The sequence below is a fragment of the Alcanivorax sp. genome, from assembly GCF_002733835.1.
Lineage (GTDB): Bacteria > Pseudomonadota > Gammaproteobacteria > Pseudomonadales > Alcanivoracaceae > Alcanivorax.
On sequence record NZ_NVWY01000030.1, the window covers coordinates 41,677 to 65,491 of the forward strand.

At 57.9% G+C, this 23,815-nt stretch carries 26 protein-coding genes; 15 read left to right on the plus strand and 11 right to left on the minus strand.

Annotation, left to right across the window (positions count from 1 at the left end; genetic code table 11):
* Positions 1–72 precede the first annotated feature (72 nt).
* From COA55_RS11355 to COA55_RS11365, 3 genes are all read left to right on the plus strand, one after another.
* On the plus strand, positions 73–819 hold the full coding sequence (locus COA55_RS11355) for a lysophospholipid acyltransferase family protein (protein WP_290502266.1): 747 nt from the start codon (positions 73–75) through the stop codon (positions 817–819).
* A 325-nt stretch (positions 820–1,144) separates the two neighbouring features.
* Complete coding sequence (locus COA55_RS11360) at positions 1,145–1,984, plus strand: SDR family NAD(P)-dependent oxidoreductase (RefSeq protein WP_063519981.1); 840 nt, start codon at positions 1,145–1,147, stop codon at positions 1,982–1,984.
* Positions 1,985–2,061: 77 nt separating this feature from the next.
* Positions 2,062–2,652, plus strand: coding sequence for a DUF938 domain-containing protein (locus COA55_RS11365; protein WP_290502268.1), 591 nt, complete (start codon positions 2,062–2,064; stop codon positions 2,650–2,652).
* Between the two features lie 12 nt (positions 2,653–2,664).
* Here COA55_RS11365 and COA55_RS11370 read toward each other — a convergent pair whose 3' ends face one another.
* Positions 2,665–2,928: a DUF1145 domain-containing protein gene (locus COA55_RS11370; protein ID WP_039926305.1), complete on the minus strand. Its 264-nt coding sequence runs from the start codon at positions 2,926–2,928 to the stop codon at positions 2,665–2,667.
* 133 nt (positions 2,929–3,061) lie between these two features.
* Here COA55_RS11370 and rhlB point away from each other — a divergent pair, with 133 nt between their 5' ends.
* Positions 3,062–4,405 (plus strand): ATP-dependent RNA helicase RhlB, encoded by a 1,344-nt coding sequence (gene rhlB, locus COA55_RS11375; RefSeq protein WP_231883998.1) that lies wholly within the window; start codon positions 3,062–3,064, stop codon positions 4,403–4,405.
* A complete protein-coding gene (gene glpE / locus COA55_RS11380; RefSeq protein ID WP_290502270.1) occupies positions 4,380–4,700 on the plus strand; it encodes a thiosulfate sulfurtransferase GlpE in 321 nt (106 codons plus the stop codon). The genes rhlB and glpE overlap by 26 nt, the downstream gene beginning before the upstream one ends.
* A 166-nt stretch (positions 4,701–4,866) precedes the next feature.
* Here glpE and COA55_RS11385 read toward each other — a convergent pair whose 3' ends face one another.
* Positions 4,867–5,550 (minus strand): OmpW family outer membrane protein, encoded by a 684-nt coding sequence (locus COA55_RS11385; protein WP_063519153.1) that lies wholly within the window; start codon positions 5,548–5,550, stop codon positions 4,867–4,869.
* 602 nt (positions 5,551–6,152) lie between these two features.
* On the opposite strand from COA55_RS11385, the gene COA55_RS11390 reads away from it, so the two are divergent.
* Positions 6,153–7,157, plus strand: a complete 1,005-nt coding sequence (locus tag COA55_RS11390) for a hypothetical protein (RefSeq protein ID WP_290502273.1) — start codon at positions 6,153–6,155, stop codon at positions 7,155–7,157.
* Between the two features lie 142 nt (positions 7,158–7,299).
* Here the strand turns inward: COA55_RS11390 and COA55_RS11395 are convergent, their stop codons facing one another.
* Positions 7,300–8,766: a PhoH family protein gene (locus COA55_RS11395; protein ID WP_290502275.1), complete on the minus strand. Its 1,467-nt coding sequence runs from the start codon at positions 8,764–8,766 to the stop codon at positions 7,300–7,302.
* 390 nt (positions 8,767–9,156) lie between these two features.
* Between COA55_RS11395 and COA55_RS11400 the strand changes: the two genes are divergently transcribed.
* The gene (locus COA55_RS11400; protein WP_231880549.1) at positions 9,157–9,618 is read left to right on the plus strand and encodes an isoprenylcysteine carboxylmethyltransferase family protein; all 462 of its coding nucleotides are present in this window, start codon (positions 9,157–9,159) and stop codon (positions 9,616–9,618) included.
* Here COA55_RS11400 and COA55_RS11405 read toward each other — a convergent pair.
* Positions 9,518–10,258 carry a YiiX/YebB-like N1pC/P60 family cysteine hydrolase gene (locus COA55_RS11405; RefSeq protein WP_290502278.1) on the minus strand — a complete coding sequence of 247 codons (741 nt, stop codon included), beginning with the start codon at positions 10,256–10,258 and terminating at the stop codon, positions 9,518–9,520. The genes COA55_RS11400 and COA55_RS11405 overlap by 101 nt on opposite strands.
* 226 nt (positions 10,259–10,484) lie before the next feature.
* Here COA55_RS11405 and COA55_RS11410 point away from each other — a divergent pair, with 226 nt between their 5' ends.
* The 3 genes from COA55_RS11410 (at position 10,485) to COA55_RS11420 (ending at position 13,046) form a co-directional block, all read left to right on the plus strand.
* Complete coding sequence (locus tag COA55_RS11410) at positions 10,485–11,531, plus strand: M14 family zinc carboxypeptidase (RefSeq protein ID WP_290502280.1); 1,047 nt, start codon at positions 10,485–10,487, stop codon at positions 11,529–11,531.
* A 104-nt stretch (positions 11,532–11,635) separates the two neighbouring features.
* Positions 11,636–12,118, plus strand: a complete 483-nt coding sequence (locus tag COA55_RS11415; protein WP_290502281.1) for a hypothetical protein — start codon at positions 11,636–11,638, stop codon at positions 12,116–12,118.
* Positions 12,119–12,332: 214 nt separating this feature from the next.
* Complete coding sequence (locus COA55_RS11420; protein WP_290502283.1) at positions 12,333–13,046, plus strand: TorF family putative porin; 714 nt, start codon at positions 12,333–12,335, stop codon at positions 13,044–13,046.
* Positions 13,047–13,249: 203 nt separating this feature from the next.
* Here COA55_RS11420 and COA55_RS11425 read toward each other — a convergent pair whose 3' ends face one another.
* The 5 genes from COA55_RS11425 to COA55_RS11445 form a co-directional block, all read right to left on the minus strand.
* Entirely contained in the window at positions 13,250–14,182 is a 933-nt protein-coding gene (locus tag COA55_RS11425; protein ID WP_290502285.1) for an endonuclease/exonuclease/phosphatase family protein, read from the minus strand.
* 235 nt (positions 14,183–14,417) lie between these two features.
* Positions 14,418–14,825 (minus strand): hypothetical protein, encoded by a 408-nt coding sequence (locus COA55_RS11430; protein ID WP_063519285.1) that lies wholly within the window; start codon positions 14,823–14,825, stop codon positions 14,418–14,420.
* Positions 14,826–14,837: 12 nt separating this feature from the next.
* Complete coding sequence (locus tag COA55_RS11435; protein WP_290502287.1) at positions 14,838–16,073, minus strand: hypothetical protein; 1,236 nt, start codon at positions 16,071–16,073, stop codon at positions 14,838–14,840.
* An 83-nt stretch (positions 16,074–16,156) separates the two neighbouring features.
* Positions 16,157–16,612 (minus strand): copper chaperone PCu(A)C, encoded by a 456-nt coding sequence (locus tag COA55_RS11440; RefSeq protein ID WP_290502288.1) that lies wholly within the window; start codon positions 16,610–16,612, stop codon positions 16,157–16,159.
* The gene (locus COA55_RS11445; RefSeq protein ID WP_290502290.1) at positions 16,593–17,165 is read right to left on the minus strand and encodes an SCO family protein; all 573 of its coding nucleotides are present in this window, start codon (positions 17,163–17,165) and stop codon (positions 16,593–16,595) included. Before COA55_RS11445 ends, COA55_RS11440 begins: the two co-directional genes overlap by 20 nt.
* A gap of 80 nt (positions 17,166–17,245) precedes the next feature.
* Here COA55_RS11445 and miaB point away from each other — a divergent pair, with 80 nt between their 5' ends.
* From miaB to COA55_RS11470, 5 genes are all read left to right on the plus strand, one after another.
* On the plus strand, positions 17,246–18,583 hold the full coding sequence (gene miaB, locus COA55_RS11450; RefSeq protein ID WP_063519282.1) for a tRNA (N6-isopentenyl adenosine(37)-C2)-methylthiotransferase MiaB: 1,338 nt from the start codon (positions 17,246–17,248) through the stop codon (positions 18,581–18,583).
* A gap of 140 nt (positions 18,584–18,723) precedes the next feature.
* Positions 18,724–19,725, plus strand: a complete 1,002-nt coding sequence (gene cysP, locus COA55_RS11455) for a thiosulfate ABC transporter substrate-binding protein CysP (RefSeq protein ID WP_290502292.1) — start codon at positions 18,724–18,726, stop codon at positions 19,723–19,725.
* A 25-nt stretch (positions 19,726–19,750) separates the two neighbouring features.
* Positions 19,751–20,578 carry a sulfate ABC transporter permease subunit CysT gene (gene cysT / locus COA55_RS11460; RefSeq protein WP_290502318.1) on the plus strand — a complete coding sequence of 276 codons (828 nt, stop codon included), beginning with the start codon at positions 19,751–19,753 and terminating at the stop codon, positions 20,576–20,578.
* Between the two features lie 2 nt (positions 20,579–20,580).
* Complete coding sequence (gene cysW / locus COA55_RS11465) at positions 20,581–21,435, plus strand: sulfate ABC transporter permease subunit CysW (RefSeq protein WP_290502293.1); 855 nt, start codon at positions 20,581–20,583, stop codon at positions 21,433–21,435.
* Positions 21,432–22,526, plus strand: a complete 1,095-nt coding sequence (locus COA55_RS11470; protein WP_290502294.1) for a TOBE-like domain-containing protein — start codon at positions 21,432–21,434, stop codon at positions 22,524–22,526. Before cysW ends, COA55_RS11470 begins: the two co-directional genes overlap by 4 nt.
* Positions 22,527–22,540: 14 nt before the next feature.
* Here the strand turns inward: COA55_RS11470 and COA55_RS11475 are convergent, their stop codons facing one another.
* Together COA55_RS11475 and COA55_RS11480 are read right to left on the minus strand one after the other, a co-directional pair.
* Positions 22,541–23,218 carry an anti-sigma factor gene (locus tag COA55_RS11475; protein ID WP_290502295.1) on the minus strand — a complete coding sequence of 226 codons (678 nt, stop codon included), beginning with the start codon at positions 23,216–23,218 and terminating at the stop codon, positions 22,541–22,543.
* Positions 23,215–23,769, minus strand: a complete 555-nt coding sequence (locus COA55_RS11480; RefSeq protein ID WP_063518999.1) for a sigma-70 family RNA polymerase sigma factor — start codon at positions 23,767–23,769, stop codon at positions 23,215–23,217. Before COA55_RS11480 ends, COA55_RS11475 begins: the two co-directional genes overlap by 4 nt.
* Between the last annotated feature and the right edge of the window lie 46 nt (positions 23,770–23,815).

The window sequence follows — 23,815 nt, forward strand, 5'->3', positions numbered from 1 at the left end:
TACCTGTCATTTTCGGCCAGCCCTCCGCTACTATAGGCTTTCATCTGCGCACAATCCGGAGAGCGGCATCTGATGACAAGGCTGTTTTTCTTTCTCTATAGCTGGCTGATTTTTGTACCCCTGATGGTGACCACCACTGTGCTTGCGGGGCTGACCTGCCTACTGCTGATTCCCTTTCTACCAGCCGACAAGGTCGCCAAACTCAGCGCCATTCCCTGGGCAAAGCTCTGCCTGCTTTATAGCGGCGTGCGCGTCGATGTGCAGGGGCGCCATCATCTATTGCCCGGGCAAAGCTACGTGATCGTCGCCAACCATCTTAGCCAGTTCGATATTTTTGTCCTGTATGGCTACCTGGGCGTGGATTTTCGCTGGGTGATGAAACACGAGCTGCGCAAAATCCCGGTTATTGGCATCTGCTGTGAAAAACTCGGCCATGTTTTCATCAACCGCGACAACACCGAAGCTGCCATTGCATCGCTCAATGCGGCCCGGGCACGGCTGGCCAACGGCGCCAGCGTGCTGTTCTTTCCTGAAGGCACCCGCAGTCGCGACGGGCAATTAAAACCCTTCAAGAAAGGCGCGTTCAAAATGGCCCAGGAACTGGGCATGCCGGTATTGCCGGTCACCCTGTCAGGGACCTTCGACATTTTGCCCGCCGGCACCCTGCGGCTTCACCCCGGTGCCAGCGCCCGCCTTATTCTGCACCCACCACTCAGCGTGACTGGCAACAGTGACGCTGAACTACAAAACCTGGTCCGCCAAAGCCGGGAAGCGATCGCAACCCCGCTGAGTGACAGCTGCCCCCAACCATCGCTGTAACCAAGGCTAGACCGCAGCGACAGCCCACCGCGTCGCCAATGCCACGACACCAGCACCTTGTCTGACAAGATTGGCCCATTCTGCAGTGACAAAGTGTCTACACTCGGTCGCCAACTTAAGTTGAAAGTTAAAAGTTCAAAGTTGAACGTGCGGGCAGGTCAGTACCAACCGAACGGATCGACGGCCGCGAAAAGCCGCGACGGCCTGCTACCTGACATGGCGACGCGGGCCCTGACAACCTCTCTCGCGCGTTTAAACTTTGAACTTTCAACTTGCCACACGCTTATACATGCCCTCTCCTGCGGGAGCGGATACAGGAGCCATCATGAAGAATTTCAAAGATAAAGTTGCCGTCATCACCGGTGCCGGCTCCGGCATCGGCCGTGCCCTGGCCATGGAACTGGCCGCCTCTGGCGCAAAATTGGCTATCTCGGACATTAACGAAGCCGGCCTGAAAGAAACCGCCAACAACCTGAACCTCGGCGAAGACCGCCTGATGACCAAGATTCTCGACGTGGCCGACCGCCAGGCGTTCTACGATTTCGCCGATGATGTGGTCAACCATTTTGGCCAGGCCAACATGATCTTCAACAACGCCGGTGTAGCGCTGGGCGCTACCGTGGAAGACATGAACTACGACGACTTCGAGTGGTTGATGAACATCAACTTCTGGGGCGTGGTTTACGGCACCAAAGCGTTTCTGCCCTACCTGAAGCAGGCCGGTGAAGGGCATATCATCAACATCTCCTCCATCTTTGGCCTGGTTGGCATCCCCACCCAGTCAGCCTACAACGCGGCCAAGTTCGCGGTGCGCGGTTTCACGGAATCCCTGCGCATCGAGCTGGAAATGGAAGGCAGCCCGGTATCTTGCACCTCCATTCACCCGGGCGGCATCAAGACCAACATTGCCAAGGCCGCGCGCATGAGCGATGGCGTTGAGCGCATCACCGGTGCCAGCAAGGAGCAATCCATCCAGGATTTCGAGAAAATGTTCCGCACGACGCCGGAAGAAGCCGCCAGCACCATCCTCAAGGGTGTCCGCGCCAACAAGCGTCGTGTTCTGATTGGCTCAGATGCGGTTGCCGTCGACACCATGCAACGCCTGTTGCCCACCAGCTACCAGAAGCTGGTCGCTATGGGCCAGAAGTACATGAGCAAGAAGTAACAGCCAGGGAGTCACGCTTTTCCCTTGCCAGAAAAAGCCTTTGATGGTGCCATGGCCACTCACTCACAGGAGTAGCCATGACACCCTCAGAGGTTCCTTTCTCCCAGGCGGCCGAAAACAACAAAGGCCCCATCCTTCAGGTTTTGCAACAACACTGTCAGGCCCCCGGCACCTTGCTGGAAATCGGCGCCGGCACCGGGCAACACGCCGCCTGGCTGTCCGCACAGCTGCCCCATCTGCAATGGCAACCCTCTGACATACCCGACAACCTGCCCGCTATTCACCATTGGTTGAGCCAAACACCAAACCCGGCCAAGCCGCCCCTGGCGCTGGATGTCACCGGCGAGTGGCCCACTGGACCATTTGATTATCTGTTCACCGCCAATACGTTCCACATCATGGCTCAATCGCTGGTCGCTCACTGCATTGCTGAAGGCTGCCAACGACTCAGCACAACAGGATTATTCTTGGTCTACGGCCCCTTCAACTACGACGGGCAGTTCACCAGTGATTCAAACCGGCAGTTTGAAGACTGGCTAAAAGCTGCCGATCCACAGCGGGGCATCCGCGACAAGGAGTGGGTAGAAAAGGAATTTGCCCGCCACGGCCGACAATGCCTGGCCGACCATGCCATGCCCGCCAATAACCGGGTGCTGGTGTTTGGGTAAGAAACGACGGTTTCAGGCCCGAGCGCGGCGAACCCCGCGCATTCTCGGCTTCAGGTAAATCACACCGAATATCATGGTCATCAAGGCATCACGCCAGTGAAACAGGCCTTTGCCCCGCAACCACAGGGCAAAGCCCAGGCATTCCAGCGCATGCAGAATCGCCACCACCGAGCCGGCGATAATGAGCAGGCGGTCAAAGGGAGCGGGTAAATCCATGAAAATGGCTAACAGTACCCCCACCCAAAACACTACAATAACGCCGCGAAGCAAGCCCATAACAAACATCCTCTGACAGCGCTGGCTATTTTTTCTACACTGTGATGTTTGGAGACGCCTCCAAGGCCCTGCCAGACAGGAACGCAAGGCGACTGCACTCACAAAATCTCTCGCATTCAGACTGAGCGAATACATGCAAAAAGACAAGGCAAGCTCCTGGAGCCTGGAGCAATTTCAGGTACCGGAAAAGGAAGGCGAGAGCCGCTTTCACGATTTCGACCTGCACCTGGACCTGATGCACGGTATCGCTGATTCCGGTTTCCAGTACTGCACCCCGATCCAGGCCGAAGTACTGACCCACACACTTGCTGGCGCCGACGCCATTGGGCGGGCCCAGACCGGTACCGGGAAAACCGCCGCCTTTCTGATCACCGTGATCAACGACCTGCTCAAGCACCCCATCGACGTGCAGCGCTTTGCCGGTGAACCCCGTGCACTGATCGTGGCCCCCACCCGGGAACTGGCCATGCAGATCGAAAAAGACGCCAGGGTACTGGCCAAACACACTGACCTGCAGGTGATGAGTGTCGTCGGCGGCATGAATTTCAATCGCCAGCAGGAACGCCTGCAAAACAAGCTGATCGATATTCTGGTGGCAACCCCGGGGCGGCTACTGGACTTCGCCAAACGCCGCGACCTGTGGCTCGACCGGGTGGAATTCCTGGTGCTGGACGAAGCCGACCGCATGCTGGACATGGGCTTCATTCCCGATGTGAAGCGCATTGTCGGCATGACCCCAAAAAGCCAGTACCGCCAAACCCAGCTGTTCTCCGCCACCTTCAACGACGATGTGATGAACCTGTCCCGCCGCTGGACCCAGGACGCGGCAGTGGTGGAGATCGAACCCACCCAAGTCACCACAGACACCGTGGAACAGAAGGTCTACATCACCAACACCGACGACAAGTTCACGCTGCTTTATAACCTGATCACCGGCATGGACATGGACAAGGTCATCGTATTTGCCAACCGCCGGGACATTACCCGCCGGGTCAGCGACCGGCTGCACAAGAAAGGGCTGAAAGTCTCCCTGATTTCCGGAGACGTACCCCAGACCCAGCGCAGCAAGACTCTGGAGCGCTTCCGTGCTGGCGATCTGCAGGTGCTGATCGCCACCGACGTGGCAGGCCGGGGTATCCACATCGATGGTGTCTCCCATGTGGTGAACTACAACCTGCCGGAAGACCCGGAAGACTACGTGCATCGCATTGGCCGAACCGGCCGCGCCGGTGCCAGCGGCATGTCCATCAGTTTCGCCTGTGAAGACGACGCCTTCCTGCTGCCGGAACTGGAAAACGCCATCGGCATGAAGCTGGAGTGCGAGTATCCACCTGCTGATTTGCTGGCCGAGAAAGAAGCGGCCAACGCTACCGCCCAAGCAGCAAACCAACAGGCCGCCGCTGCCCGGCAGGAAACACCCGCCCCGAAAGATGACAAAGCAAGGATCGACAATGGCAACGCGAATCAGCCCCACTGACGGCAAGGCCCTGTTTGAACAGGGTGACACCCTGTTCATCGATATCCGTGATCCGGCCAGCTTTGCGGCCGGGCATTTGCGCGGCGCCGTGCATTTAAGTCAGGCCAACGTGGATCTGTTTCTGGCCAACACGGCCCCAGATCATTCGCTGGTGGTGTATTGCTACCACGGCAACAGCAGCCAAAACGCAGCAGACTGGCTGGGCGAGCAAGGTTTCAGCAACGTGGTTAGCCTGGATGGTGGCTACGATGTGTTCCGGCAACAATTTCCGGAATGCCTGGAAGAAATGGCTTAGGGCCTGTTCATGGTTAAATCCGCTGGACGCAACGCGCCGCACGCTACACGCCAAGCCAGAAGACAAAGGGCGGAGATGGTTGACTATACTCTCCGCCCATCCCCCACTTCAGCGTGACTCTCTATAACACTCAACGTGTTGCATGAAGCGTGTAACGTAACACTCCCTAAAAACGATAGCCCACGCCGACCATGTAGACCCAAGGGTCAATTTCCACATCGATTTTATCCACCCGAGCGTCATTCACATACAGCCGCGCTTCGGTATCAATATCGATATTCCAGACGCTGGCATTGAGCAGCCAGTTTTCATTGATGAGGAAATCCGCCCCCACTTCCCAAGCGAAGCCCATGGAATTGCTCAACTTCACATCCACATCGGCCCCGCCCACCAGTGGGCTGACTACCGCATCATCGATGCTCTCATCAAAGAACAGGGTGTAGTTCACCCCTGCCCCGAGATACGCGCGCATAGGTCCCAGTTGGGGAGCATAAAACTGGGCCAGCAGCGTCGGTGGCAAATGGCTGGTTTCGCCAATCACAACCCCGTCGCCACCGGTATCCAGAACAATGTCATGGGTAAACGGCGTCGCCCCGACCAGTTCAACACCAATGTTGTCTGTCACCATGTAAGCGAACGTCAGCCCCAGCTGGGTATCATCGTCCACATCGACCTCTAGCCCGCCAACCGCTGGCAATGCCGGATCGAACGCATCACTGCTAACATCAGGGACAACCTTGATGCCCCCCATGCGTACAATGAAATCACCGGATTCATGTGCCATCGCAGGCCCGGCCAACAATACTGATGACAACATCAGCACACTTTTTCCCTGTCCGCGCAGTTTCATACTCTTCCCCTCTGTTAACAAAACCCGGAGTGAGTCCCCTCACAGGCCATCACGGCACCATTGAACGCCACACTCGGGTGCCAAGCATTGCGCTGCATCAATAAAGCATCAGGCTCCCGCCCAGCTGCCTGCCAAATGCTGTCGCAATACTTCACGGGCCCGCCCCCCCCCGCCAGTGACTGCCAGACTGAATGGCCAGGCACATTGCCGGTCCCGCTCGATTCAGAATAGACGCCTCTCAAAGTGCAACCTTATGCATACCGACAAAAACAGCATAAATTTTGACCAGCGGTACAAAGTGTCCCCACTCTTTCCTGATTTTCCCCTGGCAAATCCCTGACCTGCACGCCATCCATATCTGAAGTGCTGACGTTTCCCGGGTAGCCGGTATATGGCATACAAAACCGCCCCGCCCCCACCCGTAACGTTTGCACTAGCGCCCCTGGCAACAGTCTTCCCGGTTACATACAGTGTCGTACGAATGCCGCAATATGGTTGTCAGAGCGGTGGGCTCCGCCGCGAAACAGGAACCTGCGTGATATACACCAGGCCCAGGATCATTCCCAATATCCAGAACCGAATAACAATGAGGTTGTATCACCATGCCCTCCGACGCACTGATTAGCGCACTGCGCGATGCCCACAAGGCTCATCTGACCCAACAGCTGCAGGCCCCGGAACACTGGCAGGGCCTCATGGCCCAGGCGGGCGACCTGCTTACCGACATTCCGCTCGGCAACCTGGTAGACCAGGACAGCCTTGTACAGGTCGTCGATCAGTGGCTGCAGGAAGCGCTCAGTGCCCGCGGATTGCAGGACGTCATACGCGACGTGAGTCTTGCCGTGTGGGAAGCCGCAGAACAGGATGACGCCACCATTGGTGAGCTACTTCGTGAAGAACACTTCGAGGCCATTCTTGAGCAGGTACTGAAACTGCAAAGCCTGCGGGAAAAAGCCATTCACGCGGCCATGAACCATCCACTGGTCAGCGAAATGGTCAGCGAAATGCTTTATACCGGCATCAAGAATTTCCTGCTGGAAGAAAATGCACTGGCGAAACTGCCCGGTGTTAGCAGCATGATGAAGATGGGCCGCAAAAGCATGGTCGGCAAAGCCATGGGCGGCATGGAGGAATCCATTCGCACCTACCTGCAGAAGAATATTCGCGTCACCCTGAAAACCGGTGAGCAATGGCTGAACAAGCAATTAACCAACGAGCGAATTCAACAACTGGCGCGTGATGGCTACCGCCGCGTTGCCCCGCTTAAACCCGCGAATTACATGAAGATGGTACCTGAAGGCGCCGTGGCGGAAGTGGTGGCGCAAAGCTGCGCGATCACCGATGAAAGTGCCCGCCTGGCCTACACACGCCGCCTGGTTAGCGTAGGTATCCATGCGGCCGTGACATCGCTGATGGATAAACCGCTGAAAACCGTCCTTGAGGGCATGCAGATCAGCGAAGAGCGGATCCGCGAGTTCGCCACGCCGGCCCTGGCACAGGGCGCCACTGTTCTGGTTGAACAAGGCGTACTGGAACCCTTCATCGAGTGGGTATTGGACGATTTCTATCAGTCCGAGGCGTGCAGGAACATAATTAATAATGAATAGTTAACAATTAATAACTGACCCCAACCAGGTCATCTGGTTTTAAAAAAAGAGGCCGCACCCAAACAGGGCGCGGCCTCTTACATTTCAGGCTAAAGCTGAAGTGGCTCGCGAAGTTATTAACTGTTAACTATTCATTATTAATTCAGAGGAACGACTCCGCATACTCCGCCAACTTGGACCTGGGCACCCCGTTCAGCTGCACCGAGCCACCATGCTCGAACCGTTTGAATCGTTCGGTCATGTAGGTCAACCCGGAACTGGTTGGCGACAGGTAGGGCGTATCGATTTGCGCCAGGTTGCCCAGGCATACCACCTTGGAACCTTCCCCGGCCCGGGTAATGATCGCCTTCATCTGGTGAGGTGTCAGGTTCTGGCTTTCATCGATCAGGATCAGGGATTTCTGGAAACTACGCCCACGGATGTAGTTCATGGCTTTGAACTGAATGTTGGCCCGCTCTTTCACATATTGAATGCTCCCGGACGGGTTTTCATCGTTCAGGTGCAGTGCCTCAATGTTGTCATTGATCGCCCCCAGCCACGGGTCCATTTTTTCCTCTTCCGTGCCGGGCAGAAAACCATGATCCTCTGCCAATGGTGGTGTGGAGCGGGTGGCAATAATCTTGTTGAAGCTTTTTTGCTCCACAGTCATTTCAATGGCCGCCGCCAGGGCCAGAATGGTTTTCCCTGACCCGGCCGCCCCGGTCAGGGTGACGATGTGCACATCCGGGTCCAACAACATCTGCAGGGCAAGGGCCTGCTGAATGTTCATCGGTTTCAGGCCCCAGGCCTCTTGCTCCATCAGGCTATCCGCCTTGTAATGGCGGAGTGTCACCACACCGTTATCCACCGTCATCACCCGGCCAACAAAGCCTTGTTCATCGATGATGTACTGATTGGGGTAGACCTCTTCACCCAGAATTTCACTGACCAACAGCCCGTGTGACAGATGATGCAGGGTGTCCACGCCCACCTGCTCGGTTTCCACCTGGGTGACCTGATCCCAGAACGAGCCAGGCACTTCAAAATAGCCCCGGGTCAGCTGCTTGATGTCCGACACCAGTTGGTCGTTGTGATAATCCTCCGACTCGATACCACAGGCCCGCGCCTTGAGGCGCATGTTGATATCCTTGGTTACCAGAATATAGCGGCGATCCGGAAACTGGCTCTTCATGGCAACCACATCATTGATAATGCGGTTGTCATTCAGGTCATTGGGCAGCGGCGCAGCGTCTTTGTTCTGCTCTGCCATCAGGACTGTCAGCGTGCCCTGGGGCGCGTTGTCGCCACCGCGGGGAATCGGGATCCCTTCTTCCACCTGCTGCGGAGTCGCACTGCCCAACACCTTGTCGATCTGCCGAATCGCGGCTCGGCAATCCGCCGCCGTATGCGATTTCCCGCTCTTGAGCTTGTCCAGTTCTTCCAGCACCGTCATCGGGATCACTACCCGGTGTTCCTCGAAATTGAGCAACGAATTGGGATCGTGGATCAACACATTGGTATCAATAACGTAGGTTTTTTTCTGGTCTTCTTCGAGGGTTGAGCTGTCGTTCTGGCTGGCGCTTGCGTGGTTAATGGAAAGGGTGTGGAGTCTGGCCGCGCGCTCTTCCATGCGTATCCCCTGTGCAGGTTATTACGGTACGGTTGATTCGTTTTGGCGGCTGTAGCTTGGACGTCAGATCTGGACTGCGAGAGTGACGCCTGCGCCTTGCCGCCACGGTTTAAGCCCTTTGGCGGTTCAGTTGCATTAAGCTGTTTCAGCTTTTGATCGCGATCACTCCCACAAAGGCGGGATTGGAATTACCATAACCCAGCTTTTCACAAACGATCAATAGTCCATTGCGCAATCTTTTTGTCTCCTTGCGTTCATCGTGGGTAACGCTGTCGTGGGTGTTGCCGGCCAGACCTTCGTTTCAGCCGGATATTTTCTGTGATAAAAGCGGGCTGACCCGGATACAATTGAAACCTGAATCAACGCCGGCCAACGCAAAAAGGAGACTCCATGTCGCTTGAACATCCCCAGGTCATGATGCCGCCACCCGCCCTGTTCCTGGGTGGACTGCTGATGGGGTATGGGCTGGACCGTGCGCTGTCCCTTCCGGCGGTACACTTCCCGGGCCAGCAGTGGGTCACACTGGTGCTTGTGCTTGTGGGTATCGGGCTTGCCGCCAGCGCAGTGATTCAGCTGCGCCGGGCCAGCACCACACTGATGCCCCACCGGGCAGCCAACACTCTGCTCACCGGCGGCGTGTTTTCGCTCAGCCGCAACCCGATCTACCTGGGCTTTGCCTGCCTGCACCTGGCCATGGCCCTGGCTCAGCACAGTACCGGCATGCTGGTGATGTGGGTGCCTGTCATCTGGGTTATCCAGCAACATGTGATTGCGGCGGAAGAAACGTTTCATGCCCAGCAGTTCGGTGAGCAATGGCAGGCATATCGGAAAAAAGTTCGGCGCTGGCTGTAAAGTTACCGCCATCCTCATGGCTCAGTTCGTCCAAGGGCAGTGCCGACTTTAACCACTCCACAGGCCCCAGCTTGCCATGCTGAAGGCGCATATGCCGCGAACCAAAATGACCAGGCACCAGGGTGCTTGGCCGTATATCCAGCGGTAGCCAGCCAAGGCGGCGATAGAGTTCAGCCACCAGCTCGGAACAAAACCAGCCTCTCTGGTCCGGCCGACGGGTAAACCCGGTGAGCACGTCCAGCGCATTACAAAGCACATAATTTTTGTAGGGCCGATGCAGAAGTCGACGCGCCATGCGCGCCACCATCCGGCGCTGACGCTCGGAGAGGTCCGGGCCGTGCCGGCGACGCACTGCTACGGCCCCCGGGTAATCCCGGATTTTTCTGTCCAATGGAACAAGCGCAACACCGGCAACCGGGTGCCCCAGGGTCACATCCGGAGACTCACTAAGCGTAGTGGACTCCAGCACCAGCGGTTCCGGCTGGCCGGGCAGGTGGAGCACCATGCCAATGTGACTCCAGGGGCTGCGGGTAAACACCCGGATTACATCACTGGTAAAACCCCGACCGGAGAACAGCAGCAGGTCACCGGTGCGCAAGGTATCAACAGAATCGTGAGGCTGAATGTCTGGCTTGGCCACAGTCGCCCTTCCGTTGTGATGACATCCGGGCGAAGCATTCCGCCCGCCAGGTGATGAAACATCCTGTCCTTCACGCTAGAAACCCGCCATGACAGTCTGCTGACAGCACGATCACACTTTGGTGAAAGGAAAAAGAGAGCCCAGGCTTCCGTCTTGTGGCTTCTGTCGTCACATTTCTGTTACCCAGTGCCGTTAAGGTAAGCGTCACTGTGGATGAAAGTGACCTATGGAAGAAAAGCTCTACCTGCTGCAACGCCACCTGCCGGAACTGCTGGAACTGGATGCATTAATCCGTCACGGGGAACGGCATTTGCGTGTCACCACCGTGCACCAGGTACCCATGGGGGAATTGACCCTGCCCGTTCATGTCATCGAGCTGGGAAGCCGGTCCCCCAACGCACCGGTGGTGGGTTTCTTCGGCGGAGTCCACGGCGTGGAACGGATTGGCAGCCAGGTACTGATGTCCTGGCTGCACAGCCTGATACATCGACTGCAATGGGATGACCAGCTTCACCGGCGTCTGGAAAAAGTCCGCCTGGTGTTCATGCCCATGATCAACCCTGGCGGAATCTGGCGCCGCACCCGCAGTAACCCCAATGGCGTGGACCTGATGCGCAACGCTCCGGTGGACGCCATGGGCAAAGTCCCTTTTCTGGTAGGCGGTCATCGCATCAGCAGGCATTTACCCTGGTATCGGGGAAAAAGCGGCGAGCCCATGGAGCCCGAGGCCCAGGCGGTGATCCGCACCGTGCGAGAGAAGCTGTTTTGCTCACCGTTCTCCATGAGCCTGGATTGCCACAGCGGCTTTGGCCGCCGTGACCGGGTCTGGTGCTGCTACGCTCGAAGCCACCGGCCCATTCCACATATCGCCGAGGTATACCGGCTTAAACAGGTATTCGAGCAAACCTACCCGAATCACCATCCCTATCTGATCGAACCCCAGTCGATTAACTACACTACCCACGGGGATCTCTGGGATTACCTGTACGACGACGCCCAGGAGCAACAGCCGGATCACACCTTTCTGCCCTTCACCCTGGAAATGGGGTCCTGGCTCTGGGTGCGCAAGAACCCGCGCCAGATGCTGGATTTCTTCGGTTACTTCAACCCGATGATCAGCCACCGCCACCACCGGGTGCTGCGTCAGCATTTGCCCTTCTTCGAGTTCCTCACCGCCATGGCCAGCAACGCCGGCAACTGGCTGCCCTCTACCACTGAGCGTAACCACCTCACCCAACAAGCAATCCAGCACTGGTTTCTGGACAATCACTGAGTTAACCGGGAACTGGCCCTGCAATTGCATTACTGGTGCACAAGGTTGGGTCACAACGCCCTCTGCCTTACACTTGCCCAAACTCGACTTTCAGGAAACCCGGTATGAAACCTCTGCTTGTTCCGGCTCTCGCCCTGCTATTCAGCGGCTGTCATCACTTCAGCAGCTACCAGCAACCCTACGGCGATGACACCGCCAAGATCACCTTTACCAGCAACGATACAGCCGCCCAGCCCGTGATCTGCGTCCCCGGCGAGGGCTTCCAGTCCACCGATTACTCGATTGCCCAACGGCCAATTGGCGGCGACAGCATGAATGAGCTGATGGAAGCCATGAAAAAAAGCCCGGAAGTCACGACCGCCCTGCAGGCATCCCCGCAAGCCCGGATTGGCATTATCTACAACCAGAAAAGCACCAATAGCATCAAGCGGAATCGCTGCAAGGTAGCCCTTCAATTTGAAGCGCTTGCGGGCGAGCACTACCAGGCAAAATTTAACTACACCCAGACGCAATGTGGCCTGTCATTGACCGATAGCAACGGCCACTCAGCTGACGCCGTGCAAATCGACTGGAAATGCCCGCAATAAAATTCCTTTTTGGTGCACTGCACTGTTGCGGTGCACCCCCTTTTACATTGCAGCTCTGTCACCCCCCTCTCCTTCCCTCCCGATAACCTTAACCTACTGTTAAATAAAGAAAAAACAAAACTGGCACACTCTCTGCATTATCTCTTTCGAGCCTGATAGGCGGTGCGCCACCTGCGCACACTTGAACAAATTAGACTTGTTAAGAGGGTTGCACATGAAAAACGTATTTGGTCTGAAGAAAACGCTTATTGCTTCCACTATTGCGGCAGCAAGCGTGGTGGCTCCGTCTATGGCAGCTGCAGAAATCAGCGGTAGCCTGGGTATCGCCAGCATGTACTTGTGGCGTGGTCAGGACGTGTCCGCAGGTACCGCCAACGTTTCCGGCAGCCTGGACTATTCCACCGATGCGGGTTTTTACGCTGGCACCTGGATTTCTTCTGCTGGTACAGCCGTAGATGGGGACACCACTTCTACTGAAACCGATTTCTACGTAGGTTTCGGCGGTGAAGCAGGCGGCTTGAGCTATGACCTGTCCTACATCACCTACGTTTACCCGGAATTCGATGTGGGCGCCGGGGAGCTTGGTGAAGTGATTCTCGGCCTGGGAATGGGTGGCTTCAGTGCAACCCTATACAGCTATGCGGGCTGGGAGCAAAACATTTCTGATGGGGGTGATGGCTCTACCGATATGAGCTTTGGTGATGACAACTACGTCACCCTGGGCTACGACTACGAAGATTTTGGTATCCTGGTAGGGACCTGGATGTATGAAGCTGACGACAGTGACTACACCCACGTAGACCTGAGCTATTCCCCTATCGAAAACCTGACCTTTACCGTGTCAAAAGTTGTTGATAGTGATGAGTTTGCTGGCGTCACCGATGACCAAGATCCACTGTTCGTCGTGGGCTACAGCTTCCCACTCTAAGTAACACGATTCATAACACTCCTTCGGGCGACTCCGGTCGCCCACTGTTTACGCCGCAGGGCTCTCCCTGGTCCTCGCAAGCACGCAAGCAACCCTGCGGCGCTTTTTATTTTACCCTTGATGCTCAACGCCCGATGCCTGACGCCTAAAAGCAAAGAATGAGCGGCGTGACCCACAGCATAAAACTTCCCGCATTTTTTCTTCTAGTGCCCAAAATACACCACCAGTGCATCATGATCTGAAATTGGCGCCACACCCTGGCTGCCATACAAACTGCCATAACGCCCCGCATTACCACGACTCACCGCGACCTTGCTAACAGAAGGCTTCAAACCGGGTGACACCCAGATATGGTCCAGCGCTTGCGGGCGACAACGGTGGCGGAAACTGTAGCGTTCCTTTTCAGGCAAGAACGACCAGAGATTGAGCAAGCCCGATTGCTCAAAGCGTTCATAGCTGGCAGAAAATCTGCCAGCTCCCCAGGTGGTGTTGAAGTCCCCCGCGATGATCACCGGCGAGGCCTGCGCCGTTACCCAATTGGCCAGCAACGCCGCTTGAGTTTGCCGTTTTTCATGGACCCAGGCTTTCTTTAAATCCCGAGCACTGCGCCAATGCACGACCACCAACTTCCCCGCAAGTGGGGCCTCAAGCGCAAGTAGCAACGGTGGCCGTGAATACAACGCCTGGCCATGAAAGCGCTGATCCGTAAACAGCGTACTCACCGCACCGATTTTTACCGGAAGGCGATACATCACCGCCACATCCATACCCGAAGGGTCATTGCCTTCGCGCAACACCGAACGATACCGGTAGCCCCGCTGCGCCAACCGATCCACCAGCCGATCCAGCACTGCCTGGTTTTCCACTTCCTGGAGCGCCAGAATGTGCGGCGCCTTCAGCCCCTCAACAATAAATTCCGCAACGGCAGTCACCCGTGCTTTCAGCAACACCGACGACACAGGATCATCCCGCTCGCTGTTCTTGTAGTCATCGCGCAAGCGCCACAGATTCAGGGTTGCCAGCGCCCATGTCTGCTCAGGCGCTGCGGGCACGCCACGGGCAGGCTCAAGCCGGGCACAATCTGCCGGGGCCAACAGCGGGAAAAGAATAAGGGCAATCAGAATGAATAAGCGCATGCAGGCAGTGTATGTACACCACCAGCCGCGCAATAGAGGCATAAACGCAAGTATTTGTAGGTGGCTTTAACCCAGGGGCACAGTTTTGCAGGTTGTATTCGCCAGAAAGGCGTAATCCGACCTTATTTATGGTGACACGATGCGTAACCAAGACAGCACGCACTGGAAAAACAGGAGTGCCCGTCTAATTCGCGCTCAAAAAAAACCCGCCGGAGAGGCGGGTTAAACAACACAGTCAGGGTCGATATACCACTTTTAATTGTGGCGTGACCTCTGTTTCGTCCACGTACCCGATGAAATTTCGATTACTGCCAATCAGCATTACCATCTCGCGATTGCTGGACACTTCCCGGGGCGGCATGCCACGGCCGGTGAAAATCATCCTGGCCCAATAACTTTTCATCTGCTCTGCGCTTTTGCCCAACACTTGCTGATAAAAGCTGGTGCGCTCAGTGCTTTTGGCTGGCAGATCCAGAGGTTTCAAGGCGACCCCGGACGCGCGGCGAGTCAAACCATTAAACAACTGGCGCACTTCGTCCTGGGTCAGCACGGTCAATTCGCTGCTGGCGGAAACCACTACAACCGGCTCGGCGTGCAGCGTGGCCGACAGCGTCAGGAGCAATGAAATTATCCATTTCTTCATTATCATTCTCCCTTAAAAGACCAGATCGGCGCTGAGACGCACAATGGTGGCATGATCATCTTCCATCTCTGCCCCCGGGTCGGTGACAAAGAACCCCGTGGTGGAAACCTCATCATCGGAGAAGTCGTAGTAGTAACTGAACTCCCCTTTCAGGGCGATAGAATCGGTGAGCGAGTAACGTAATCCCGCCGTCCAGCTTTTCTGCTGCTCGGCCAGGCCATCATTGATCGGGCCAGGCAAAGAGGAATCCAGATCACGGGGGTCCACTTCTGCCCAAGTCAGCAGCGGCATCCATTTGCCCAGGTACTTGCCCACACTCACATAGCCGCTTTGACTGCTGGGGTACCAGTTACCAAAGTCCAGCCGCGCTACCTCAGCAGACATGAACCAGCTGCCGTCATCATATTGCAGGCCCAGACCGGCGAAGTAGGTGTACACCTCGTCAAAGGACAACCCCAACGCGGTGGCAGGAATCAGCGCATCCAGATCATCCTGGCCCACGGACACATCCGCTGCGGTGTATGCCGCCCGCACGGTCCAGTCACGCCAGCGGCTGGTCAGATTCATACCGGCAAGATCGTCAGCCTGGTATTGCGCATTGTTGGTACGCGGCCCGCCATCCACAGTGCTGGAGCCCCAGAAGCCACTAAGCCGATGGCTGACCGGGCCGGTATTGAACCCCCAGGTCGCTTCCAGTGCTTCCATGGTTTTGATGGGCGCCAGCTGATACACCTCGGAAGGCAACGACACCCAGGGATAGGCATAACCCACATCCACATACTGTGAGTGCAGATAGAACGGCGCCACAATACGCCCCGCCTTGACGCTGACGCTCTCGGTAACGTCGTAGTCCAGGTAGGCCCATTGCACTTCCGCATTGAAATCATCGGCCCCGGAGGCAAACAGCTGAACCACCGCCTCGGCCTTGTCGGTGAGCTGGGCGTTAAACTGCACGCCGGCACGGGTAAGGGAATCATGACTCCACTTATCACCGGAGCCATCGATGTAGCTGCCGTCCTCACCCAAGGTGGTGTCCGCCTCGGCACGGCTCATGCCGGCGGAGAGGAATCCATTGATACGCAGCCGCTCGGGCTGTGTCAGGCTGCTTTCAACCTGTTGCTGTTCCAGCTTTTCAAGGCGCTGCTGATACTCACGCAGCGTCTGCTCTACATCGCTATCAGCAGCACCAGCCCATAACGGGACAGCACCCAGCGACGCGCTGAGCAAGACGGACAATACCTTTCTCATAGTCTCCCCACAGACACTTCGTCTTTTTCATTAAAGTTTTACTACGACGAAAGAATGGCATTATCCGTAATTACGGTGGGGATTCAAGACTCCTCTGGCGCCTCGCGGCGCACCGGCAACGCCGAACACAGTGCGTCCCCTTCGGCCTGCAACAAGCAAACCGTGACCGACTCCCCGAGCTGCGGGACGCGTTGCAGCTTCATCAGCATCAAATGATCCCCTCCAGGTGTCAGGGAGAAAGAGTCCCCCGGCGCCAGCATGATGTGGTGCAAGTGCCCCATCTTGCGCGTCCCGTCATCCAGGGTTTTCATGCTGTGCAGCATGGTATGGCCCGCAATATCACTGCGGGCCCCGGTAATTTTTACGCTGGTTTCCCCGTTGTTGGTTACGGTGAGGTACCCGGCCATGGTCGGCGATACCGGCGGCACCGCTCGCAGCCAGCCACCGGAAATACTCACGTCGGCGTTAGCGACGCCCGCACCCAGAGCCGCCGCCAGGGCCGCCACCTGACATGCCGTTTTACAAAAGCGATTCAACATCCGCTACCACCTCATCAACTTTGAAATCCGCCGGATACAGCTTGCGCACCCGCGCCTGGTCATCCAGCAGGTAAATGTAATCACTATGGGTAAACAGGTACCCCTGCTCGTCAGCCTCCTTATCCTTGATAAAGACCACACCGTACTGCTTGGCGACCTCGCGAATTTGTTCCAGGCTACCAGTCAGGCCAATCATGTCCGCCTTGAACCAGGGCAGGTATTCCTTCAGGTGGGCCGCCGTATCGCGCTCGGGATCGAACGTAATGAACACCGGTTGCACCTGATCGGCCACCCCTTCTTCTTCCAGATGACGGTAAACCTGAGCCACCTGGGCCAGCACCGCCGGGCAGATATCCGGGCAATGGGTGTAACCAAAGAACAGGATCGACACCTGGCCCTTCAATTTTTCCGCCTGAAAAGGCTCGCCATTCTGGTCTGTCAGGGTGAAATCCCCCCCCAGCCTCGTATTCACTGGCAGGTCGCTTTCCTGCTTGCCACAGCCGGCCAGCACCAACGCTGCCAGCAATGGCAGCACATACAGCAGTTTTCGCATGAATTCTCCGGTTCGCAGTTTGCAGCAGTCAGCGGTATAATCCGCGCCCATTTTCACTCTATTTGACGGTTAGGCAACCCATGGCACGTAAGCTGTTTATCCAGACCCACGGCTGCCAGATGAACGAGTACGACTCCACTCGCATGGTGGACCTGCTCGAATCCAGCCACGGCCTGGAGCCCACCGACAACCCGGAAGAAGCGGATGTGCTGCTTCTCAACACCTGTTCTATCCGGGAAAAAGCCCAGGAAAAGGTCTTCCACCAGCTGGGCCGCTGGAAAAAGCTGAAAGACGCCAAACCCGACATGATTATCGGCGTGGGCGGCTGTGTGGCCAGCCAGGAAGGCGATGCCATCCGCGACCGTGCACCCTATGTGGACGTGGTATTTGGTCCTCAAACCCTGCACCGCCTGCCCGGCCTGATTACCCAGGCCGCCAGCACCCGCGAGCTGGCCATTGATGTGACCTTCCCGGAAATCGAAAAATTCGACAACCTTCCGGAACCCAGCGTAGACGGCCCCTCCGCTTTCGTTTCCATCATGGAGGGCTGCTCCAAGTACTGTACGTTCTGCGTGGTGCCCTACACCCGCGGCGAAGAAGTCAGCCGTCCGGTTCAGCCCGTGCTCAGTGAAATCCAGCACCTGGCGGACATGGGTGTGCGCGAGGTTAACCTGCTGGGCCAGAACGTGAACGCCTACCAGGGCGTGGGCGCCGATGGCGATACCCTGGATCTGGCCGACCTGATCCGCCTGATCCGTGACATCGACGGCATCGATCGCATTCGCTACACCACCAGCCATCCGGTGGAGTTTTCCGATGCGCTGATTCAGGTGTACGAAGACGTGCCGGAACTGGTCAGCCACCTGCACCTGCCGGTGCAATCCGGCTCCGACCGCATTCTCGCCATGATGAAGCGCAACCACATGGTGCTGGAATACAAGAGCAAGCTGCGCAAGCTCAAGCGCATTCGTCCGGACATTTCCTTCAGCTCGGATTTCATCATCGGCTTCCCCGGCGAAACCGACCGGGACTTCGAAGACACCATGGACCTGATCCATGATATCGGCTTCGACATGTCCTTCAGCTTCATCTACAGCGCCCGCCCCGGCACCCCGGCGGCGGACCTGCCCGACGATGTGGACGTGGACGTGAAGAAGCAGCGCCTGGCGATTCTCCAGCAGCGCATCAACCAGAACGCCCAGGACATCTCCCGCAAAATGGTGGGCAGCACCCAGCGCATTCTGGTGGATGGTTTCTCCAAGAAGGACCCGGGCCAGCTCAAGGGCCGCACGGAAAACAACCGGGTGGTGAACTTCCAGTGCGACGACACCGACCTGATCGGCAAGTTCGTGGATGTGACCATTGCCCAGGCGTACAGCAATTCCCTGCTGGGCAGCGATCCGCGCAACCCGGGCTAGCCCGGGCCTTGCCGGGCCTTGCCGGGCTCATATCGTTATAGCAATTCGTTCCACCCGAACAGCTTTTAATTAGCGTCTGGTTATATAGACTTGAACCTCATTCGTGTTGACCAACGCCGATCTATTTGTGAGGACAAACCATGCGTGTGTGGATTTCCGCTCTGCTGCTGGCCATCGCCGGCGCCGCCAGTGCCCAGCAGACCCTGCTGAACAGCTCCTACGATATCGCCCGTGAACTGTTTGCCGCCGTGAACCCGAAATTCCAGGCCCACTGGCAGGAAATGACCGGCGAAGACGTCACCATTCAGCAGTCCCACTCCGGTTCCTCCAAACAGGCCCGCGCCATCCTGCAGGGCCTGAAAGCCGATGTGGTGACCTTTAACCAGGTCACCGACGTCAACGTGCTGCACGACAAGGGCAAACTGATCCCGGCGAACTGGAACACCCGCCTGCCCAACAACTCCAGCCCCTACTACTCCACCACCGCATTCCTGGTGCGCAAGGGCAACCCGAAAAACATTCAGGGCTGGGCCGACCTGGCGAAAGACGACGTCAGTGTGGTGTTCCCCAACCCGAAGACCTCCGGCAACGGCCGCTACACCTACCTGGCTGCCTGGATGGCCACCAGTGATCGCCTGGACGGGGATGAAGAAAAGATCCGCGATTACATGGCCCAGTTTCTCGCCAACGTGGCGGTATTCGATTCCGGTGGGCGCGCGGCCACCGTCACCTTTGCCGAGCGTGAAATCGGCGACGTGCTGATCAGCTTCGAGTCGGAGGTGAACAACATCCGCAAGCAGTACGGCAGCGACGACTACGACGTGGTAGTCCCGAAAACCTCCGTGCTGGCCGAATTCCCGGTTACCGTGGTGGACAAGGTGGTGGACCAGAAAGGCACCCGTAAAGTCGCCACTGAATACTTGAACTTCCTCTACAGTGAAGACATTCAGCGGCTGCTGGCCGGCTTCAACTACCGGGTGCATAACGACACCGTGGTAAAGGAAACCGCCGACCAGTTCCCCCCGGTGAAACTGCTGGAAGTGGCAGACTATTTCGGCTCCTGGGCGGAGGCCCAGAAGACCCACTTTGCGTCTGGTGGCGAGCTGGATCGCTTGCAAGCCAAGGCCCGGAGCCTGCGCTAAACCGCGCCAACAGACAGTGCCCCTACTGCGAACCCAACATTCCGTTTTACCCGGCTTCACGCTCAGCTTCGCGCTGAGCGTGTTGTTTATCTGTCTGGTGATTCTGGTGCCTCTGTCCGGACTTGCCATCCATGTTTCACAGATGAGCTGGGCCCAGTACTGGGGTGTGATTACCGACCCCCGCTCACTGGCCAGCTTCCGCGTGACCCTGCTGGCCGCCGCCGGCGCCAGCGGTATCAACGCCGTGGTCGGCCTGCTGTTGGCCTGGGTGATTACCCGCTACCGCTTCCCCGGCCGGCGCCTGATGGATGCGCTGGTGGACCTGCCGTTCGCCCTGCCCACCGCCGTGGCCGGGCTGACGCTGTCGGCCCTGTTTGCCGCCAACGGCTGGCTGGGGCAATGGTTTGAAGCGGTGGGAATCAGTGTCGCCTACACGCCTCTGGGCATCATGATCGCCATGAGTTTCACCAGCCTACCCTTCGTGGTGCGGGCCGTGCAGCCGGTGCTCGAAGACCTGACGCCCGACGTGGAAGAAGCCGCCGCCACCCTGGGCGCCACGCCCATGGCCACCTTTACCCGGGTGATTCTGGCGCAGCTGATGCCGGCGCTGCTCACCGGCACCGCCCTGGCCTTTACCCGCAGCCTGGGGGAATACGGTGCGGTGATTTTTATCGCCGGCAACATGCCCTTCGAAACCGAAATCCTGTCGCTGCTGGTCAACATCCGCCTGGATGAATTCGACTACGCCGCCGCCAGCGCACTGGCCTCGGTGATCCTGATTGCATCATTGGTGCTGCTCTTCGGCATCCAGCTGGTGCAATCCCGTCTGACTCGTCGCTGGAAGGGGCACTGACCATGCATGAACGCCCCCGTCACTGGCACCAGTGGTTTCTCATCATGGCGGCCTTTGCTGCGATCGCCATTCTGTTGGTCATGCCCCTGGCGCTGATTTTCACCGAAGCCTTCAGCCAGGGCTGGGCCATGGTTCAGCAGAATCTGACCAACCCGGACATGCTCGGTGCCATCAAACTGACCCTGATCGTCACGCTAATCACCGTGCCGGTAAACCTGCTGTTCGGCATTCTTCTAGCCTGGTGCGTTACCCGTTACGAGTTCCGCGGCCGCAAGCTGCTCAGCACCCTTATCGACATCCCCTTCGCCATGAGCCCGGTGGTCGCCGGGCTGTGCTATCTGGTGGTGTACGGGGCCCAGAGCGTGGTGGGTAACTGGTTCAGCGGCATGGGCGTGCAACTCATGTTCGCCCTGCCCGGCATGGTCATGGTCACCGTCTTTGTTACCTGCCCCTATGTGGCACGGGTACTGATCCCCCTGATGGAATCCCAGGGCCAGCACGAAGAAGAAGCGGCCATCATTCTTGGCGCCTCCGGCTGGCAGGCCTTCTTGTATGTCACCCTGCCGAAAATCCGCTGGGCGCTGCTGTACGGGGTGGTACTCACCAACGCCCGGGCGGTGGGTGAATTCGGCGCGGTGAGCGTGGTCTCCGGGCTGATTCGCGGGCAGACGCTCACCCTGCCTTTGCTGGTACAGATGTGGAATCAGGACTACAACACCGTGGGCGCCTTTACCGCGGCCGGCCTGCTGGCCGCCATGGCGCTGGTCACCCTGCTGCTGAAAACCGTGCTGGAATGGGCCACACAGCACAGCTCAGATAATGCCACTGAACAGAAAACCGAACAGGACACCCCATGAGCATTCGTGTCGAACAGATTCAAAAGCGTTTCGGCGATTTCACCGCGCTGGACGACATCAATCTGGATGTTCAGGAAGGCCAGCTGGTGGGCCTGCTCGGCCCTTCCGGTTCCGGCAAGACCACCCTGCTGCGCATCATCGCCGGGCTGGAAAAAGCCGATCAGGGTAAAGTCCTTTTCCACGGCAAGGACGTCACCGACCTGGACGTTCGCAAGCGCAAAGTCGGCTTTGTGTTTCAGCAATACGCCCTGTTCCGCCACCTGACCGTGGCCGACAACGTGGCCTTTGGCCTGCGTATGCTGCCACGCAAGGAACGCCCCGCCCGCTCGGCGATCCGCCAGCGGGTCCATGAACTGCTGGATCTGGTCCAGCTTGGCCACCTGGCCGGTCGCTACCCGGCCCAATTATCCGGCGGGCAGAAACAGCGCGTGGCCCTGGCCCGGGCACTGGCCCTGAAGCCGGACGTGTTGTTGCTGGACGAACCCTTTGGGGCGCTGGATGCGAAAGTGCGCAAGGAGCTGCGCCGCTGGCTGCGTCATCTGCACGAACAAATTTCTGTCACCAGTATCTTCGTGACCCACGACCAGGAAGAAGCCATGGAAGTATCGGACCAGGTGGTGGTGATGAGCCAGGGCCGCATCGAACAAATGGCCTCACCGCTCACCATCTACGAGCAACCGGCCAGCCGCTTCGTGTTCGATTTCCTGGGGCACATCAATGCGCTGAAGGGGCACTACGACGGGCGCCGCTGGCAAGCAGGCAACGCGCAACTGCGCCTTACCACTGAAGGGGCCTGCCCGAATGGCGAACTCACCCTTTACCTGCGCCCCCACGAGGCGGACCTGAGCAAAACCCCCAGTGACAGCGCCAACCTACCCGTCAAACTGGGCGCACGCAGCGTGTTTGGCGGCACGGTAACACTGGAACTGGAAGCGCTGGGCTGGCCAGCGGAGGTGATGGAAGTGGAGCTGAGTCGGGACGCCTGGCAAGCGCTGGATGCACAACCGGGAGATACCCTGTTTGTGCACCCGCGCCAACTACAGACCGTCACCTGTGACGGCAATCTGGGGCCACGGGTCACACCTGCCTGATCCGCCGCCGACGACTACAGGGCCACGGCCCGCCCAATATACAGCACCGGGCCCGTTGGCCGGGCGCCAGGGGAGCCACCCGGCGGCTCAAGGGTCAGCTCAAACAGCTGTCCACTTTGTACCCCGCCAACCTGCGAAGCGGGAATCACCATCGGCTGACTCGGCTCCACCAACCCCAGCGACCGGGGCCCTTTGCCCGGGTCCTTCAGGGTCCAGAACTGCACACTGTGCTGGGCCGAGTAACGGCTTTCCACCAGTGGGGTCAACTGCAAATCACCCGCGTTGGAGACGGTGATCTGCCACCCCGGCGACGACGCCTCGCCGGGAGCCTGCAGCACCACCGTGTACGCCGGGGCGTCCTGGCGCAGTGGACCAAGTAACAAGGCCACCACCACCAGTAACGAGGCGGTCATGGTCCGCCACAAGCCGGGACTCTGCCATGCCAGCTGCCACCATGGCCGGGCCAGCCCTGCCCGGCGAGCCACCCTGCGCCATAGCCGTGGCGGCAACGGTGCCGGCTCCAGCAGTTCCGTTGCCCCCAACCAGTGCTCCTGCCATTGGCTGGCCATTCGCGAGGCTTCAGCATCCCGATCCAGCCAGGCAGCAATTTCCTGCTGGCGCTGCGCATCATGTAAACCCAGCACGTACTCGGCTATCAGCAAATGCTGTTCCTGCCGGTCATCAGGGATCATAGCTGCAAACACGCCTGCAAGGTTTTCAGACCGGAACGAATCCGGCTCTTGATGGTGCCAAGTGGCACCGACAGAGAGTCGGCGATCTGCTCATAGGAAAGCCCCATATAATACGCCATGAGAATGGGACGGCGACGCTCCACCCTTAATGTTTTTAGGCACTCAATCATGATTTTTCGATCACTTCCCGCCAGGTAACATTGCTCCGGGGACAAGCCCGGGTCCGGCCAATCCTGGTCCGGAAAATCACCCGCCGGATAACGGGAGTCTCGCCGATGCTGATTCAGCAAACGATAACGAAGCACCGCGTAAAGCCAGGAACGGGCACTCCCCCGTTCACGGCGAAAACGATTGGCGTTCTTCCAAACCTGGACAAAAGTATCCTGCAACGCATCCTCCGCTGATGCTGACTCACCGGTAAAGCGCCGGGCGAACGCCAACATGCGTGGCGCCTCGTTCAGGTAAAGCTGGTGGAATGCCTGTCGATCGCCACTGGCACAAGCCAGCATCAGGGCATTGCCAACCTCAAGATCTGGAGGGGTATCATCCATGAACACGTTTCCCGAAAGGGTGGTGGAAGCTTGATCCTCCACCACC

Excerpts from the sequence above, each read along its gene's own strand:
- COA55_RS11420 (WP_290502283.1), top strand. The coding sequence starts at position 12,333 with ATGAAAAACGTATTTGGTCTGAAGAAAACGCTTATTGCTTCCACTATT.
- COA55_RS11370 (WP_039926305.1), bottom strand. The coding sequence starts at position 2,928 with ATGGGCTTGCTTCGCGGCGTTATTGTAGTGTTTTGGGTGGGGGTACTG.
- miaB (WP_063519282.1), top strand. The coding sequence starts at position 17,246 with ATGGCACGTAAGCTGTTTATCCAGACCCACGGCTGCCAGATGAACGAG.
- COA55_RS11435 (WP_290502287.1), bottom strand. The coding sequence starts at position 16,073 with ATGAGAAAGGTATTGTCCGTCTTGCTCAGCGCGTCGCTGGGTGCTGTC.
- COA55_RS11390 (WP_290502273.1), top strand. The coding sequence starts at position 6,153 with ATGCCCTCCGACGCACTGATTAGCGCACTGCGCGATGCCCACAAGGCT.
- glpE (WP_290502270.1), top strand. The coding sequence starts at position 4,380 with ATGGCAACGCGAATCAGCCCCACTGACGGCAAGGCCCTGTTTGAACAG.
- COA55_RS11355 (WP_290502266.1), top strand. The coding sequence starts at position 73 with ATGACAAGGCTGTTTTTCTTTCTCTATAGCTGGCTGATTTTTGTACCC.
- COA55_RS11475 (WP_290502295.1), bottom strand. The coding sequence starts at position 23,218 with ATGATCCCTGATGACCGGCAGGAACAGCATTTGCTGATAGCCGAGTAC.
- COA55_RS11425 (WP_290502285.1), bottom strand. The coding sequence starts at position 14,182 with ATGCGCTTATTCATTCTGATTGCCCTTATTCTTTTCCCGCTGTTGGCC.
- COA55_RS11480 (WP_063518999.1), bottom strand. The coding sequence starts at position 23,769 with ATGGATGATACCCCTCCAGATCTTGAGGTTGGCAATGCCCTGATGCTG.
- COA55_RS11385 (WP_063519153.1), bottom strand. The coding sequence starts at position 5,550 with ATGAAACTGCGCGGACAGGGAAAAAGTGTGCTGATGTTGTCATCAGTA.
- COA55_RS11445 (WP_290502290.1), bottom strand. The coding sequence starts at position 17,165 with ATGCGAAAACTGCTGTATGTGCTGCCATTGCTGGCAGCGTTGGTGCTG.
- COA55_RS11410 (WP_290502280.1), top strand. The coding sequence starts at position 10,485 with ATGGAAGAAAAGCTCTACCTGCTGCAACGCCACCTGCCGGAACTGCTG.
- COA55_RS11360 (WP_063519981.1), top strand. The coding sequence starts at position 1,145 with ATGAAGAATTTCAAAGATAAAGTTGCCGTCATCACCGGTGCCGGCTCC.
- cysW (WP_290502293.1), top strand. The coding sequence starts at position 20,581 with ATGCATGAACGCCCCCGTCACTGGCACCAGTGGTTTCTCATCATGGCG.
- cysP (WP_290502292.1), top strand. The coding sequence starts at position 18,724 with ATGCGTGTGTGGATTTCCGCTCTGCTGCTGGCCATCGCCGGCGCCGCC.
- COA55_RS11415 (WP_290502281.1), top strand. The coding sequence starts at position 11,636 with ATGAAACCTCTGCTTGTTCCGGCTCTCGCCCTGCTATTCAGCGGCTGT.
- COA55_RS11470 (WP_290502294.1), top strand. The coding sequence starts at position 21,432 with ATGAGCATTCGTGTCGAACAGATTCAAAAGCGTTTCGGCGATTTCACC.
- COA55_RS11365 (WP_290502268.1), top strand. The coding sequence starts at position 2,062 with ATGACACCCTCAGAGGTTCCTTTCTCCCAGGCGGCCGAAAACAACAAA.
- rhlB (WP_231883998.1), top strand. The coding sequence starts at position 3,062 with ATGCAAAAAGACAAGGCAAGCTCCTGGAGCCTGGAGCAATTTCAGGTA.
- COA55_RS11400 (WP_231880549.1), top strand. The coding sequence starts at position 9,157 with ATGTCGCTTGAACATCCCCAGGTCATGATGCCGCCACCCGCCCTGTTC.
- COA55_RS11440 (WP_290502288.1), bottom strand. The coding sequence starts at position 16,612 with ATGTTGAATCGCTTTTGTAAAACGGCATGTCAGGTGGCGGCCCTGGCG.
- COA55_RS11430 (WP_063519285.1), bottom strand. The coding sequence starts at position 14,825 with ATGAAGAAATGGATAATTTCATTGCTCCTGACGCTGTCGGCCACGCTG.
- COA55_RS11395 (WP_290502275.1), bottom strand. The coding sequence starts at position 8,766 with ATGGAAGAGCGCGCGGCCAGACTCCACACCCTTTCCATTAACCACGCA.